Source organism: Hydrogenophaga borbori (assembly GCF_003417535.1).
Taxonomy (GTDB): Bacteria; Pseudomonadota; Gammaproteobacteria; order Burkholderiales; family Burkholderiaceae_C; genus Hydrogenophaga; species Hydrogenophaga borbori.
On record NZ_QVLS01000008.1, the window covers coordinates 110892 to 126509 of the forward strand.

15 protein-coding genes are annotated in these 15618 nt (G+C 70.7%); 10 read left to right on the forward strand and 5 right to left on the reverse strand.

The window, feature by feature from the left end; translation table 11 throughout:
* Positions 1–13: 13 nt before the first annotated feature.
* Complete coding sequence (locus tag DY262_RS14240) at positions 14–1459, reverse strand: phospholipase D-like domain-containing protein (protein ID WP_116959732.1); 1446 nt, start codon at positions 1457–1459, stop codon at positions 14–16.
* A gap of 249 nt (positions 1460–1708) precedes the next feature.
* On the opposite strand from DY262_RS14240, the gene DY262_RS14245 reads away from it, so the two are divergent.
* The 4 genes from DY262_RS14245 to DY262_RS14260 all read left to right on the forward strand — a co-directional run bounded on the left by DY262_RS14245 (position 1709) and on the right by DY262_RS14260 (position 7024).
* Positions 1709–1873, forward strand: coding sequence for a DUF1328 domain-containing protein (locus DY262_RS14245; RefSeq protein ID WP_009515886.1), 165 nt, complete (start codon positions 1709–1711; stop codon positions 1871–1873).
* A gap of 429 nt (positions 1874–2302) precedes the next feature.
* Positions 2303–4075 carry an N-acetylglutaminylglutamine amidotransferase gene (locus DY262_RS14250; protein WP_116959734.1) on the forward strand — a complete coding sequence of 591 codons (1773 nt, stop codon included), beginning with the start codon at positions 2303–2305 and terminating at the stop codon, positions 4073–4075.
* A gap of 22 nt (positions 4076–4097) precedes the next feature.
* Entirely contained in the window at positions 4098–5828 is a 1731-nt protein-coding gene (ngg, locus tag DY262_RS14255; RefSeq protein ID WP_116959736.1) for an N-acetylglutaminylglutamine synthetase, read from the forward strand.
* Positions 5825–7024: an osmoprotectant NAGGN system M42 family peptidase gene (locus DY262_RS14260; RefSeq protein WP_116959739.1), complete on the forward strand. Its 1200-nt coding sequence runs from the start codon at positions 5825–5827 to the stop codon at positions 7022–7024. The genes ngg and DY262_RS14260 overlap by 4 nt, the downstream gene beginning before the upstream one ends.
* Here the strand turns inward: DY262_RS14260 and DY262_RS14265 are convergent, their stop codons facing one another.
* Genes DY262_RS14265 through DY262_RS14275 form a run of 3 tightly spaced genes read right to left on the reverse strand, consistent with a single transcriptional unit; the run spans position 7025 to position 10389 of the window.
* On the reverse strand, positions 7025–8206 hold the full coding sequence (locus tag DY262_RS14265; RefSeq protein WP_116959741.1) for an MFS transporter: 1182 nt from the start codon (positions 8204–8206) through the stop codon (positions 7025–7027).
* A 46-nt stretch (positions 8207–8252) separates the two neighbouring features.
* Complete coding sequence (tgt, locus tag DY262_RS14270; RefSeq protein WP_116959743.1) at positions 8253–9425, reverse strand: tRNA guanosine(34) transglycosylase Tgt; 1173 nt, start codon at positions 9423–9425, stop codon at positions 8253–8255.
* A 46-nt stretch (positions 9426–9471) separates the two neighbouring features.
* On the reverse strand, positions 9472–10389 hold the full coding sequence (locus DY262_RS14275) for a LysR family transcriptional regulator (protein ID WP_116959746.1): 918 nt from the start codon (positions 10387–10389) through the stop codon (positions 9472–9474).
* A gap of 117 nt (positions 10390–10506) precedes the next feature.
* Between DY262_RS14275 and DY262_RS14280 the strand changes: the two genes are divergently transcribed.
* The 6 genes from DY262_RS14280 (at position 10507) to DY262_RS14305 (ending at position 14558) form a co-directional block, all read left to right on the forward strand.
* Positions 10507–11790, forward strand: a complete 1284-nt coding sequence (locus DY262_RS14280; RefSeq protein WP_116959748.1) for an aromatic ring-hydroxylating dioxygenase subunit alpha — start codon at positions 10507–10509, stop codon at positions 11788–11790.
* Positions 11787–12281, forward strand: coding sequence for an aromatic-ring-hydroxylating dioxygenase subunit beta (locus DY262_RS14285; RefSeq protein WP_116959750.1), 495 nt, complete (start codon positions 11787–11789; stop codon positions 12279–12281). Before DY262_RS14280 ends, DY262_RS14285 begins: the two co-directional genes overlap by 4 nt.
* Positions 12278–12658 (forward strand): chorismate mutase, encoded by a 381-nt coding sequence (locus tag DY262_RS14290; protein WP_116959752.1) that lies wholly within the window; start codon positions 12278–12280, stop codon positions 12656–12658. The genes DY262_RS14285 and DY262_RS14290 overlap by 4 nt, the downstream gene beginning before the upstream one ends.
* A complete protein-coding gene (locus DY262_RS14295; protein ID WP_116959755.1) occupies positions 12655–13650 on the forward strand; it encodes a Bug family tripartite tricarboxylate transporter substrate binding protein in 996 nt (331 codons plus the stop codon). Before DY262_RS14290 ends, DY262_RS14295 begins: the two co-directional genes overlap by 4 nt.
* Before the next feature lie 22 nt (positions 13651–13672).
* Entirely contained in the window at positions 13673–13990 is a 318-nt protein-coding gene (locus DY262_RS14300; protein ID WP_116959757.1) for a non-heme iron oxygenase ferredoxin subunit, read from the forward strand.
* A gap of 133 nt (positions 13991–14123) precedes the next feature.
* A complete protein-coding gene (locus tag DY262_RS14305; protein ID WP_181936510.1) occupies positions 14124–14558 on the forward strand; it encodes a c-type cytochrome in 435 nt (144 codons plus the stop codon).
* 12 nt (positions 14559–14570) lie between these two features.
* On the opposite strand, the gene queA is transcribed toward DY262_RS14305, so the two are convergent.
* The gene (queA, locus tag DY262_RS14310) at positions 14571–15614 is read right to left on the reverse strand and encodes a tRNA preQ1(34) S-adenosylmethionine ribosyltransferase-isomerase QueA (RefSeq protein ID WP_116959760.1); all 1044 of its coding nucleotides are present in this window, start codon (positions 15612–15614) and stop codon (positions 14571–14573) included.
* Between the last annotated feature and the right edge of the window lie 4 nt (positions 15615–15618).

The window sequence follows — 15618 nt, forward strand, 5'->3', positions numbered from 1 at the left end:
GGCCGGCGCCGGCTCACAGCCAGCGTTCCAGCAGCCGCCCCACGCCCTCCATCAGACGCCCGCCGAGGCCGCGCCGCTGCCAGGCCTCCAGCGTCACGGCGCGCGACGCCTGGCGGTCGCGCTCGAACAGCGCGTTCATCTGGCCGCCGAACTCCTCGCCCAGCACGATCACGTTGAGCTCGTTGTTGGCGACGAAGCTGATCCAGTCCAGGTTGCTGGAGCCCACCGTGGAGAACACGCCGTCGATCACGGCCGTCTTGGCGTGCATCACGGCCTGGTCCATCTCGAAGATGCGCACGCCGGCCTGCAGCAGCTGCGTGTAGTACGACCGCCCCGCGTGCAGCACGAGCGAGGAGTCGCTGCGGCCGGGCAGCACCAGCTCCACCGACACCCCGCGCCGCGCGGCATCGCACAGCGCCTGCACGAACACCTCGCCGGGCGCGAAGTAGGCCATCGCGATGTGCACCTCCACTTGCGCCGCGTCGATCGCCGCGATCAGCGCCGTGTAAATGCGGTTGCCCTCGTCTCGCGGGTCGCTGGCCAGAACCTTCACCACGCGTTCGCCGGGCTCGGCGGCGAGCGGCTTGTCGGGTGGCACACCGAGTTCGCCCGGGCAGCCCTGCTCGCGCCAGGTGGTCTCGAACACCGTCGCCAGCGCCGGCACCACGGGGCCGCGCAGCTCGATCTGGGTGTCGCGCCAGCCATCGTCGATGGGCGAGGCCCCGGCCGGGGGCGCCGAGCGGCGCCACGAGGCCGATCCCGAGCCGTACACCCGGCTGATGTTGATGCCCCCCGTGAACGCCACCTGCTGGTCCACCACCAGCAGCTTGCGGTGGTCGCGGTGCGTGATGCCCCAGTAGCCGGGCCGGCGCACCGGGTTGATGGGGTTGAACTCGCACACGGCGACGCCGCCGTCCTTGAGCCGCTGGAAGAACGCCACCGGCGTGGTGATGGAGCCCACCGCGTCGTAGATCACCGCCACTTTCACGCCGTCGGCGGCGCGGCGCAGCAGCAGATCGGCCACCTCGGCGGCCACGCCCTGGTCCTCGAAGATGTAGCTCTCGAGCAGGATGCGCCCGCGCGCCTGGGCGATCGCCGCCTTCATGGCGCCGAAGGTGGCCGGGCCGTCCACCAGCAGCCGGGTGCGGTTGCCCCGGTACAGGTCGGCATCGCCCGATTGCGTGAGCGTGCGCAGGTGGTGGCGCAACAGTTCGTGGCGGCCTTCTTGGCTCAGCTCGCGCAGGGTCTGGCGTTTCTCATCCCGCGACAGCACGCCGTCGGCCCCTCGCACCGTGACCAGGCCGGGGCCGCCGCCGGCCTGGGCCAGCTGCGGCTCGCGCGGCGGCAGACTGCTGCAGCCCGCCAGCAGATACAGCGTGAGCGCGCACAGCCAGGCCCAGGCGAACCACCAGCGGGCAGGGGGCAGGGAGCGGGGCGGGTCGAGGTCCTCGTGGCGCATGGTGGTGGGGGCGCAGTGGGGTCGCCCGCAGTGTGCGGCGCGGCCCCGCGCGGCGCCGTCGGCGCGCGCGACGGGCCGGCGTCGGACGGCGCCGACACGGCGCCCACCCGTCGGTGCGGTCCTACAGGTCGATGCGGTGCGCACTTGCAGCGCGCGGGGCGGCGAATGCCTAGAGTGAAGCCATCACAACGGTGGTCGTTGTGAATGCAACGCCGGGGTCGCGGCAGCGGCCTCGCAGAGGAGCCAGACATGCTGCATTACGCCGTGGTTTTCTTCGTCATTGCCTTGATCGCTGCCGTGCTGGGTTTTGGTGGCATCGCCGCCAGCGCGGCTGGCATCGCCAAGATCCTCTTCGTCATCTTCCTGGTGCTGGCGCTCGGCTCCATGCTGCTGGGCCTGTTCCGGGGCCGGTAGGGAAGTATCGAATAGTGGTACCGATTGTCTCCAGCGTTTGAACCGGTTCGAAGAACCGGTTCTTTTTTGGCGCTCGCTTCGTGGCGCGGCCCACCGGGGGGCGGGAACCGGCCTCCATAATATGAAAAATCATAATTAAAACTTGAACATCATGCGAATTTGAGTATGATGAACCACTCCACCCCATCATCAACCCGCGTGCACCCCGTGCCACGGTGTGGGGGGAGCCCCGGCGCTGCCGGGCGCCCTCGGGCGATTCGCTTCCCGCATGGCCGGCCCCGCCGGCCACCCGCCTCGGACGTGCACCGGCCGATCGACGCCTTCTCCCCGCTGTTTCCAGGTTCTGTCCGGCGCTGCCCGGTCCGACCGCCGTTCCCGAAGCACCGCCTGGGCGCCGACCGGCCATCCGAACAGGAGGGCAACACCGCCATGTGTGGACTTGCAGGAGAGATACGTTTCGACGGCCGGGCCGTCGACCCCGGCGCGATCGCGCGCATGAACGACCGGCAGAGCGCCCGCGGGCCCGACGGCCAGGGCCTGCTGGTCGCCGACCGCCTCGGCCTGGGCCACCGCCGGCTCAAGATCATGGACCTGTCGGACGCCGCGCAGCAGCCCATGACCGATCCGCTGCTGGGCCTGGGCGTGGTCTTCAACGGCGCCATCTACAACCACCATGAACTGCGCGAGGACCTGGTCGCGCGCGGCTACCGCTTCCATTCCAGCGGCGACACCGAGGTGCTGATCAAGGCCTACCACGCCTGGGGACCGGGCTTCGTGCGGCGCCTGCAGGGCATGTTCGCCTTCGCCCTGTGGGAACGCGACAGCGGCAAGCTGCTGCTGGGGCGCGACCGGCTGGGCATCAAGCCCCTGTACCTGGCGCCGGTGCCGGGCGGTCTGCGCTTCGCTTCCACGCTGCCTGCGCTGCTGGCCGGGGGCGGGGTGGACGCCGGCATCGACGCCATTGGCCTGCACCACTACCTGTCGCTGCACGCCATCGTGCCGGCGCCGCGCACCCTGCTGCGCGGCGTGCGCAAGCTGGCGCCCGGGACGCTGCTGCACGTGGACCCCGACGGCCAGCAGCGCGAGGAGCGCTACTGGTCACTGTCCTTCGATCGCGACGCCAGCGACGAGCAGCGCTCCTTCGACGACTGGCAGGAACTGCTGCTCGACGGCCTGCGCACGGCCGTGAAGCGCCGCCTGGTGGCCGACGTGCCCGTGGGCGCGCTGCTGTCGGGCGGCGTGGACTCCAGCCTCATCGTGGGCCTGATGGCCGAGCAAGGCGTGCGCGACCTGCGCACCTACAACGTCGGTTTCGAGGACGTGGGCGGCGAGTGCGGCAACGAGTTCGTGTACGCCGACACCGTGGCGCGCCACTTCGGCACCACGCACGAGCGCCTGTTCGTGCCCGAGTCCGAGTTGCTGGACCGCCTGCCCGCCGCCATCGAGGCCATGAGCGAGCCCATGGTCAGCCACGACTGCATCGGCTTCTACCTGCTCAGCGAGGCCGTGGCGCGCCACAGCAAGGTGGTGCAGAGCGGGCAGGGCGCCGACGAGGTGTTCGGCGGCTACCACTGGTACCCCAAGCTGGACGGCAGCCAGCGCCCGGTGGACGACTACGCGGCCGCCTTCCTCGACCGCGACCACACCGAGATGCGCGCCGTGCTGCAGGACCCCTGGCTGGGCGAGGACCACACCCGCGCCTTCGTCGCCGAACGCCTGCACGCGCCGGGCGCGCGCGACCCGGTGGACCAGGCCCTGCGCCTGGACACCACCGTGATGCTGGTGGACGACCCGGTCAAGCGCGTGGACAACATGACCATGGCCTTCGGCCTGGAGGCGCGCGTGCCCTTCCTGGACCACGAGCTGGTGGAGCTGGCCGCGCGCATTCCCGCGCGCCACAAACTGGCCGACGGCGGCAAGGGCGTGCTCAAGGCCGTGGCGCGGCGCATCGTGCCGCGCGAGGTGATCGACCGCCCCAAGGGCTACTTCCCCGTGCCCGCGCTCAAGCACCTGCAGGGGCGCGTTCTGGCCATGGTGCAGGACGCGCTGCACAGCCGCGCCGCGCGCGAGCGCGGGCTGTTCCGCGAGGGCTATGTCCAGACGCTGCTGGCCGCGCCCGGTGAGCACATCACGCCGCTGCGCGGCTCCAAGCTCTGGCAGCTCGGCCTGCTGGAGCTGTGGCTGCAGACCCACCTGCGCTGACCCACGAGAGGAGACACACGAGATGAGCACCGTCCGCCACCACGCCCCGCGCGCCCTGCGCCTGGGGCGCTCGCCCATTCCCCACCAGGCCGCCGAGCGGCGCGACGCCACCGTGCACTGCGGCTGGGGCCGCCTCATCGCCGGCCACAGCTTCGACGACCCGGCCGCCGTCGCCCAGGCCCTGCTGCAGGAGACGCCGGGCGAGCGCGACATCGCCTTCTACCTGGACAAGCCGCACGTGGTGGTCTCGCACGCGCCGCAGCAGCTGTTCGTCGACCCGTCCGAGACCTTCCGCCTGGCGCTCAACACCTACGCGGCGCAGCGCGCGCGTCGCCAGGGCTTCACCATCCGGCGCCTGCGCTCGCGCGCCGACGTCGCGGCCATCAACGCCATCTACCGCGCGCGCCGCATGGTGCCGGTGGACCCGGCGCGCGTCTGGGGCGAGCGCGGCGACCGCGCCACCGTCTACGTGCTCGCCGAGGACCGCCAGAGCGGCGAGGTGCTGGGCGTGGCCATGGGCCTGGACCACACCGAGGCCTTCGGCGACACCAACGGCGGCAGCAGCCTCTGGGCCCTGGCCGTGGCGCCGCAGGCCAGCCACCCGGGCATCGGGGAAGCGCTCACGCGCTACCTGGCCGAGCTCTTCATCGCGCGCGGCCGGGCCTTCATGGACCTGTCTGTGCTGCACGACAACACCCAGGCCATCGCGCTCTATCGCAAGCTGGGTTTCCAGAACATCCCCGTGTTCGCGGTGAAACGGCGCAACGCCATCAACGAGTCCCTCTTCACCGAAGGCAGCGACCGCGACGGCCTCAATCCCTACGCGCGCATCATCGTTGACGAAGCGCAGCGGCGCGGCATCCGCGTCGAAGTGATCGACGCCGAGCACGGCTACTTCCGCCTCACCCACGGCGGGCGCGGCGTCACCTGCCGCGAGTCGCTGAGCGAACTCACCAGCGCCGTGGCCATGAGCCGCTGCGCCGACAAGCGCGTGACCTCGCGCCTGCTGGCGCGCGCGGGACTGGCGGTGCCGGCCCAGGCCACGGCCAGCGACCGCGAGCACAACGAGGCCTTCCTGCGCCAGCACGGCGCGGTGGTGGTCAAGCCGGTGGACAGCGAGCAGGGCAAGGGCATCGCGGTCAACCTCACGTCCATCGAAGAAGTGGAGACGGCGATCGAGCACGCCAGCCATTTCGGCGGCGGCGTGCTGCTGGAGCAGTTCTGCGAAGGGCAGGACCTGCGCATCGTGGTCATCAACCACCAGGTGGTGGCCGCCGCCGTGCGCCAGCCCGCCACCGTGGTGGGCGACGGCCAGTCCACCATCGCCGAGCTCATCGACAAGCAGAGCCGCCGCCGCGCGGCGGCCACGGGCGGCGAGTCGCGCATCCCCGTGGACGGCGAGACCCGGCGCTGCCTGGCCGGCCAGGGCCATGCGCTGGGCGACGTGCTGCCCTTCGGCGAGTCGCTGCCCGTGCGGCGCACCGCCAACCTGCACACCGGCGGCACCATCCACGACGTGACGGACCGCCTGCACCCGGCGCTGCGCACGGCGGCCGAACACGCCAGCCGCGTGCTCGACATCCCGGTCACCGGCCTGGACTTCCTGGTGCCCTCGGTGGAGGGCCCCGACTATGTGGTCATCGAGGCCAACGAACGCCCGGGCCTGGCCAACCACGAACCCCAACCGACGGCGCAGCGCTTCGTGGACCTGCTCTTCCCAGGCACCGCGCCAGCGGCGCCCACCGCACCATGAACACCAGCGACAACGCCCGCCTCCCCCTGCCGCCACTCGACGAGGCCTACCTCGAAGAGACCCTGCTGCAGCTGCTCGCCATTCCCAGCCCCGTGGGCCTGACCGACGCCGTGGTGCGTTACGTCGCGGGCCGGCTCGATGGACTCGGCATTCCCTATGTGATCACGCGCCGCGGCGCCATCCGTGCCACGCTCAGGGGCCAGGAACGGCACCCGGCGCGCGCCATCGTGGCCCACCTGGACACGCTCGGCGCCATGGTGCGCGAGCTGAAGGACAACGGCCGCGTGGGGGTGGTGCCCATCGGCACCTGGTCCTCGCGCTTCGCCGAGGGCGGGCGGCTCACGCTGTTCACCGACACCCAGCAGATCCGCGGCACCTGCCTGCCGCTGATGACTTCGGGCCATGCCTTCGGCGATGCCATCAACGCCCAGCCCAACACCTGGGACAACGTCGAGGTGCGGCTGGACCTGCCGCTGCACAGCCGGGCCGATCTCGCCGGCGCCGGCGTGCACGTGGGCGACTGGATCGCCTTCGACCCGCAGCCCGAGGTGCAGCCCGGCGGCTACATCAACGCCCGCTACCTCGACGACAAGGCCGCCGTGGCGGTGCTGCTGACCGCCTGCAAGGCGATCCAGGACAGCGGCGCGCCCCTGCCGGTGGACGTGCACCCGCTGTTCACCATCACCGAGGAGGTGGGGTCGGGCGCCTCGGCCGCGCTGCACGGCGACATCGCCGAGATGGTGAGCCTGGACATCGCCATCGCCGCGCCGGGCCAGGCCACCGACGAGCGCGCCGTCACCATCTGTCTGCAGGACCTGTCGGGGCCTTTCGACTACCACCTCTCGCACAAGCTCATCAAGCTGGCGCAGGCGCATGGCATCGAGCACCGGCGCGACGTCTTCAAGTTCTACCGCAGCGACTCGGCCGCCGCCGTCGAGGCCGGCAACGACATCCGCACCGCGCTCATCGGCTTCGGCGCCGACGCCTCGCATGCGCAGGAACGCACGCACGTCGACTCGCTGCGCGCGCTGGGGCAGTTGTCGGTGGCTTACCTGCTGTCCGACCCCGTGGCGCGGCGCGATCGCCAGAGCATGGGTTCGATCGAAGGTTTCACCGAACAGCTCAAGCCCGAGGAAATGCAGGTCAACACCACGCCCTTGCCCGACCCGCAGGAATTCCTGGAGGCCAAGGACTGATCAGCGCGGCGCGCGCTCTTCGGCCAGCAGCGGGCGCAGCGCCCACAGCCCCAGCGCGGGGCCAATGGCCAGCCAGGGCAGCAGTGCGCCAAGCGGCACCGAGTCGGCCAGCCACACGAACAGCAGGATGCTCGCGATGCTGATGCCGAAGCCGATGCTGTTGGTGAGCGTGAGCACGCTGCCCACGGCTTGCGGCGGCGCGTTGCGCGCGGTGAGCGTGCTGAACTGCGGCGAGTCGCCCGACACCGTGATGCCCCAGAGCACCAGCCAGGCGTAGAAGGCCAGGTCGGGCGCACCCAGCATCAGCGGCGTGGCCAGGCAGCAGGCGCCGCTCATGGCCAGCTGCGCGCCCGCCACGCGCGCGCTGCCCCAGCGCTGCGCCACCCAGCCGCCGCCCGCGCAGCCCAGCGCGCCCGCGCCAAGCACGAGAAACGCGGCCCAGGACAGACCGGTGCCCGACAGCCGCGTGGCCAGGATCAGCGGCACCATGACCCACATGGTGTAGAGCTCCCACATGTGGCCGAAGTAGCCCAGCACCGAGCTGCGCACGCGCGGATCCGTCCACACGGTGCCCAGGGCGCGCCACTGCAGCTGGCTCACGCGCGCCACCGCGCCGGGCGGATCGCCCAGCGCCGCGTACAGCAGCACACCGCCCGCGGCCGCCAGCGCGGCCACGCCCAGCATCAGCGTGGGCCAGGGCAGGGCGTCGCCGAGGGCGCGCAGGGCATGCGCGCTGGCCGAGCCCACCACCAGCGCCGCGATCAGCAGGCCCAGGGCCGCGCCCAGGCCCTTGCTGTACCACTGGGCGGCGATCTTCATGCCCACCGGGTAGATGCCCGCCAGGAAGAAGCCGGTCGCGAAGCGCCACAGCAGCAGCGAGGTGTAGTCGCGCACCGTCCACCACGCGCCCACGGTGCAAGCGGCACCCGCCAGCGCGCACACCAGGAACACCCGCCGCGGCGCGAAGCGGTCCGCGATGGCCAGCAACGCGAACACCAGCGTGCCCGCGATGAAGCCGAACTGCAGCGCCGAGGTGAGCGTGCCCACCGCGCTGGTGGCCCAACCGAGCTCGCGCTGCAGGTCGGGCATGACCGCATTCACCGCGAACCAGAGTGAGGTGCCCGCGAACTGGGCGAGCACCAGGACGGGCAGGACGTGGCGGGGGGTGGCGGGCGGGCTCATGGCGCGCAGCTTAATCGCGTGCCATTTGCTGCGCTGCCGCGAAAGTTCAGACCCCGCGCGCCCGCTCCGCGTGGAAGCGCTGCCGGAATTCGCCGAACATGCCCGCCTCCAGCGCCGCGCGCACCTCCTTCATGAGGTTCAGGTAGTAGTGCAGGTTGTGGATGCTGGCCAGCATGGGGCCCAGCATCTCGCCGCAGCGGTCCAGGTGGTGCTGGTAGGCGCGGCTGAAGCCCTCGCGCCCGCCCTCGGCCCAGCTCACGCCGCTGTTGCCGGCGCAGGCGTAGCAGGTGCAGGTCTCGTCCAGCGGGCGGTGGTCGGCCTTGTGCCGCGCGTTGCGGATCTTCAGGTCGCCGAAGCGCGTGAACAGCGTGCCGTTGCGCGCGTTGCGCGTGGGCATGACGCAGTCGAACATGTCCACGCCGCAGGCCACGCCTTCCACCAGGTCCTCTGGCGTGCCCACGCCCATCAGGTAGCGCGGCTTGTGCGCGGGCAGGCGGTGCGGGGTGTGGGCCATGATGCGGCGCATCTCCTCCTTGGGCTCGCCCACGCTCACGCCGCCGATGGCGTAGCCGGGGAAGTCCATCTCCACCAGCGCGTCCAGCGACTCCTGGCGCAGGTGCTCGAACATGCCGCCCTGCACGATGCCGAACAGCGCGTTGGGGTTTTCCAGGCGCTGAAACTCGGCCTTGGAGCGCTGCGCCCAGCGCCGGCTCATCTCCATGCTCTGGCGCGCCTCGGCCTCGGTGGTGATGTGGCCCTTGGTCTCGTACGGTGTGCACTCGTCGAGCTGCATGACGATGTCGCTGTTGAGCCCGGTCTGGATCTGCATGCTCACCTCGGGCGACATGAAGAGCTTGTCGCCGTTGACGGGGCTGGCGAAGTGCACGCCCTGCTCGGTGATCTTGCGCATCTCGCCCAGGCTCCAGACCTGGAAGCCGCCCGAGTCGGTGAGGATGGGCTTGTTCCAGCGCTCGAAGGCGTGCAGGCCGCCGAAGCTTTTCATCACCTCCTGTCCGGGGCGCATCCACAGGTGGAAGGTATTGCCCAGGATGATCTGCGCGCCCATGGCCTCCAGGCTGGCGGGCGTCACGCCCTTGACCGTGCCGTAGGTGCCCACGGGCATGAAGATGGGCGTCTGCACCACGCCGTGGTTGAGCGTGAGCGTGGCGCGGCGCGCGTGGCTGCTGGGGTCGGTCTTGAGTACCTCGAAGGTCAGCATGGGGTGTCTCGTGTCTCGATGGATGGGCGCGGGGGGCGGTGCGGTCTCAGGCCGGCAGGTCGCCGAACAGCCGCGCCACCAGGCCGCGCAGCCACAGGTGGCCGGGGTCGCGGTGCAGGTGGGCGTGCCAGAGCTGGTGGATGGTGTTGGTGGGCAGGCGCAGCAGCAGCGGGCGCATGACCAGATCGAAGGGGCCGAGGGCGCGCCGGGCGAAGCGCTCGGGCACCGTGGCGATGAGGTCGGTCTCCGCCAGCACATGGCCCAGGGCCACGTAGTGCGGCACCGTCAGGTGCACCTGGCGCGCCACGCCCAGGCGCTCGAGCGCGGTGTCGACCTGGCCGTGGCTGGTGCCGGCGGCCACCACGCGCACGTGCGCGGCCTGCCGGTACTGGGCCGCGCCCAGGGCCTTGCGGGTGCCGGCCAGGGGGTGGCCGGCGCGCATCAGCGCCACGTAGGGTTGGCGGAACAGCGCCTGCTGGAAGAAGCCCGACTGCAGCTGCGGCAGCGAGCCCAGCGCCAGGTCGACCTGACCGCTGGCCATTTCCTCGCGCAGCGCCTCGTGCGCCACGGGCACGCAGCGCAGGGTGACGCCCGGCGCCTCGGCGGCCAGCGCGTCCATCAGCACCGGCAGGAAGTAGATCTCGCCCACGTCGCTGAGCGCCAGGGTGAAGCAGCGCTGGCCGTGTGCGGGGTCGAAGGAGGCGCGCACGTTGAGTGCCTCGCGCAGCGTGCCCAGGGCCTGGGCCACGGGCTCGGCGAGCTGCTGCGCGTAGGGTGTGGGCTCCATGCCGTGCGGCTTGCGCAGGAACAGCTCGTCGCCCAGGCATTCGCGCAGGCGGCGCAGCGCGTTGCTCACCGCCGGCTGGCTTTGCCCCAGGCTGGCCGCCACGCGCGAGACATTGCGCTCGCGCAGCAGCTGGTGCAGCACCACCAGCAGGTTCAGGTCGATCTCGGACAGCTCCATGGGGGTCGGTATTCTATTTGTGAATATCTTGTATCACCTGGATTCCGTTGCCGGATGATGCGCGGCGCGCCAACATCGCGGCGTGCCCCACGCGCACCGACCCTTGGAGACAAGACCATGAACCCCACGCCCGACACCGGCGGCGCGCCGGACGCTTTGCGCTGGGAGGCCGGCGACACCAGCCGCATCCCCTTCGCCGTCTACACCGATGAGCAGCGCCACCGGCGCGAGCTCGAACGCTTCTTCTACCGTGGCCACTGGTGCTACGTGGGCCTGGAGGCCGAGATCCCCAACCCGGGCGACTACCGCCGTTCGGTGGTGGGCGAGCGCTCGGTCATCATGGTGCGGGCCGAGGGCGGCGCCATCCACGTGGTGGAGAACGTCTGCGCCCACCGCGGCATGCGCTTCTGCCGCGAGCGCCACGGCAACAAGAAGGAGTTCGTCTGCCCCTACCACCAGTGGAGCTACGCGCTCAATGGTGATCTGCAGGGCGTGCCCCTGCGCCGCGGCGTGCGCCAGGACGGCCAGGTCAAGGGCGGCATGCCGGCCGACTTCGACCCCAAGCAGCACCACCTCACGCAGCTGAAGGTGGCCGTGCGCGGCGGCGTGGTGTTCGCCTCCTTCGACCCCGAGGTGGAGTCGCTGGAGGACTACATGGGCCCGACCATCCTGGGCTACTTCGACCGCCTGTTCAACGGCCGAAAGCTCAACATCCTGGGCTACAACCGCCAGCGCATCCCCGGCAACTGGAAGCTGATGCAGGAGAACATCAAGGACCCGTACCACCCGGGCCTGCTGCACACCTGGTTCGTCACCTTCGGCCTCTGGCGCGCCGACAACAAGTCGGAGCTGCGCATGGACGCGCACCACCGACACGCGGCCATGATCTCCACGCGCGGCAGCGCGGGGCAGGCCACGGGCAGCGCCTCGCAGGTCACGCAGGTCTCCAGCTTCAAGTCCAGCATGCAGCTGGAGGACCCGCGCTTCCTCGACATCGTGCCCGAGCCCTGGTGGGGCGGCCCCACGGCGGTGATGACCACGCTGTTCCCCAGCGTGATCTTCCAGCAGCAGGTCAACAGCGTGTCCACGCGCCACATCCAGCCCGATGGCCACGGCGCCTTCGATTTCGTCTGGACGCACTTCGGCTTCGAGGACGACACACCCGAGATGACCCAGCGCCGCCTGCGCCAGGCCAACCTGTTCGGCCCGGGCGGTTTCGTCAGCGCCGACGACGGCGAGGTGATCGAGTTCTCGCAGCAGGGCTTCGAGAGCAAACCCGGCCACCGGGCGCTGGCCGAACTCGGCGGCCGCGAGGTGGGCGAGACCGACCACATGGTCACCGAGACCCTGATCCGCGGCATGTACGCCTACTGGCGCCAGGTGATGGAGGCCCCGCTATGAACCGCGACACCGCCGCCCTGGACCTGTCGCTCTACCACGAGCTTCAGGCCCTGTACGCCGATTACGCCTCTGCCGTGGACAGCGGCCAGTGGGACCTCTGGCCCGGCTTCTTCACCGAGGACTGCGTCTACAAGCTGCAGCCGCGCGAAAACCACGAGCGCGGCTTCCCGCTGGCCACGCTGTCCTTCGAGAGCCAGGCCATGCTGCGCGACCGCGTGTACGGCATCAAGGAAACCCTGTTCCACGACCCTTACTACCAGCGCCACGTCGTGGGCGCGCCGCTGGTGCGACGGAGGGACGAGCGCGGCGCGCTGCACTGCGAGGCCAATTACGCGGTGTTCCGCACCAAGCTGGATGGCCCGAGCACCGTGTTCAACGTCGGGCGCTACCTCGACGTGGTGGTGCGCACCCCGCAAGGCCTGAAGTTCGCGCAGCGGCTGTGCGTGTACGACAGCGAAATGATCCCCAACGCCATCATCTACCCGATATGACACAGAACAACAAGGAGCCCGATCCCCACGGCGGCCCGCTGCGGCGTTTCAACGACCCGGCCTACGTGCCCCTGTGCCGCAACCTGGCCGAGGTGCGCGAGAACATCGACGCGCTGGACCAGAAGATCGTGGCCCTGCTGGCCGAGCGCGGGCGCTACGTGAAGGACGCGGCCCGCTTCAAGCGCGACGCCTTCCAGGTGTCGGCGCCGGCGCGCCAGCAGCAGGTCATCGACAAGGTGCTGGCCCTGGCCGAGCGCCATGGCGCCTACCCCGAGGTGGTGGAGGCCTGCTACCGCGCGCTGATCGCCGGCTTCATCGCGCGAGAACAGACCGACTTCACCCAGATGAGCGACGTCGAAACCGGAGACCCGACATGAACCGAATCCAGAACCGCTGCGCCGCGCTGCTTGCCGGCCTCACGCTGGCCACCACCGCCGGGCAGGCCCTGGCCCAGGCGGCCCCGGCCACCGATTGGCCGCAGCGCCCGGTGCGCGTGGTGGTGCCCTATGGCCCAGGCTCCTCGCCCGACATCCTGGCGCGCCTCGTCAACGAGCGCCTGACGGCCCGCCTGGGCCAGGCCTTCATCGTGGAGAACCGCCCCGGCGCTGGCGGCAACTCGGGCACCGAGTACGTGGCCAAGGCCACGCCCGACGGGCAGACCTTCCTGCTCTCGGTCAACGCGCCCCTGGTCTACAACACCATCCTCTACAAGAACCTGCGCTACGACCCGTTCCGCGAGTTGGCCCCGGTGACGCTGGCCGTGACCTCGCCCAACGTCTGCGCCGCGGCCAACAGCATGGGCGTGGATTCGGTCAAGGGCTGGCTGGACGCGCTGCGCGCGCGCCCGGGCCAGTACAACTTCGCCTCCACCGGCAACGGTTCCATCTCGCACCTGGGCGTGGAGCTGCTCAAGATCAAGACCAAGTCCTTCGCGGTGCACATCCCCTACGCCTCGTCCTCGCAGGCGGTCACGGCCATGCTGCAGGGCGACGTGCACTTCGCCTGCCTGCCCGGCGCCACCGTGATGCCGCAGGCCAAGGCCGGCAAGCTCAAGGTGCTGGCCATTACGTCGGCCGAGCGCTCGCCGCTGTTGCCCGAGGTGCCCACGCTCAAGGAGTCGGGCGTGCCCGACATCCAGGCCGCGCCCTGGTTCGCCTACATGGCGCCGGCCGGCACGCCGCCGGCCATCGTGCAGCGTTTGAACCAGGCCCTGGTGGCCACGCTGCGCGAGCCCGAGGTCGCCGAGAAGCTCAGGGCCCAGTACTTCGACGTGATCGCCAGCACCCCGGAAGAACTGGGCCGCTTCATGCGCGAGGAACAGGCGCGCTGGCGCCCCGTGATCCAGCGGGCCGGCCTGACGCCCGATTGACCCCGCGACGCAGGAGCACGACATGACCACCCCCCGATGGACCGACGTGGCCGCCGAGGCCGACCTGTTCGAGGGCGCCGGCATTCCCGTCGCGCCCGAGGGCCACGACATTGCCTTGTTCGCGATCGACGGCGAGGTGTTCGCCACCGACAACCTCTGCACGCACGGCCACGCCAAGCTCTGTGACGGCTTCCTGGAGGGCCACGAGATCGAGTGCCCCTTCCACCAGGGCCGCTTCGACGTGCGCAGCGGCGCGCCCACCTGCGCGCCGGCCACCGAGGCCGTGAAGACCTGGCCGGTGAAGGTGGAGGGCGGTCGGGTCTACCTGGACCTGGGCTGAGGCGGGCGGGGCGGCGCCCGCAACTTGCGCCGCGTCAACATGGGTGGCACCGGCGCCTCCTAGGATGAATTCGAGGGTTCACCACTGCGGCGTGGTGGTGTGGCCTTCGCTTCAACCCCACTGGAGGCATCCCATGAAAAAGTCGATCAAGTACGCGGCCGTGGCGGCCAGCCTGCTGGGCGCCCTGGCCGCGCAGGCGCAGGCGCCCCAGGCCACCGTTGACCTGGGCAAACTGGAGTTCACCGACAACTGCGCCGCGTGCCATGGCGTGGACGGCAAGGGCAACGGTCCGCTCGGCGGCCTGTTGCAGAAGAGTCCACCGGATCTGTCGCAACTGGCGAAGAAAAACGGCGGCGTGCTGCCGGTCAACCGCATGTATGCGGTGATCGAGGGCACCGCCGCCATACCCAGCCACGGGGTGCGCGACATGCCCGTCTGGGGACGGGAGTACCGCATCGAGGAGGGGCAGCGCCTGCGCGAGGCGCGCGGCCTCTACGAGCCGGCCGAGGTGGTGCGCGCGCGCATCCTGACGCTGATCGAGTACATCAGCCGGCTGCAAACGCCGTGAGCCGCCGCGCGTTCAGCGCCGGCGCAGCAGCATCGCGTCACCGTAGCTGAAGAAGCGGTAGCGCTGTTCGATGGCATGGCGGTACAGCGCCATTACGCGCTCGTAGCCCGCGAAGGCGCTCACCAGCATCATCAGCGTGCTCTTCGGCAGGTGAAAGTTGGTGATCAGCCGGTCCACCACCTGGAAGCGAAAGCCCGGCGTGATGAAGATCTGCGTGTCGCCCTCGGTGCGGCCGAAGGCGGCCCAGCTCTCCAGCGTGCGCACGGTGGTGGTGCCCACCGCCACCACGCGCCCGCCGCGCGCGCGGCAGGCCTCGATGGCGGCGATCGTGGCATCGGGTACGCGGTACCACTCGGCGTGCATGGTGTGCTCGGCGATGTTCTCGGTCTTCACCGGCTGGAAGGTGCCGGCGCCCACGTGCAGCGTGACCTCGGCCGTCTGCACGCCGCGCGCGCGCAGCGCGGTCAGCAGGGCCTCGTCGAAGTGCAGCGCGGCGGTGGGGGCGGCCACGGCACCCGGGTGTTTGGCGAACACGGTCTGGTAGCGGCGCTCGTCCTCGGTGGTGTCGCCGTGCTCGATGTAGGGCGGCAGCGGCACGTGGCCATGCGCGGCCATCAGGGCGTGCGGCTCGCCGCTGAAGCGCCAGCGGAACAGGGCGCCCTTCTCGTCGGGCCAACGGCCGAGCAGTTCGGCGCTGAAGCCGCCGTCCATCTCCAGCACCGCGCCCACCGAGGGCTTTTTGCTCACCTTCATGTGCGCCACCACCTCGTGGTTTTGCAGCACGCGCTCCACCAGCAGCTCCACGGCGCCGCCCGTGGCCTTGCGACCGAACAGGCGGGCCTTGATGACCTGGGTGTCGTTGAAGACCAGCAGGTCGCCGGGGTCCAGCAGGCCGGGCAGCTCGTGGAATACGCGGTCCACGGGCGCGTCGGCGCGGCCATCGAGCAGGCGCGAGGCGCTGCGCTCGGGCGCCGGGTGTTGGGCGATGAGTTCGGGGGGCAGAGCGAAGTCGAAGTCGCTCAGGGTGAAGCGGCGGTGGTCGGCGGGAGAGCTCATGTCG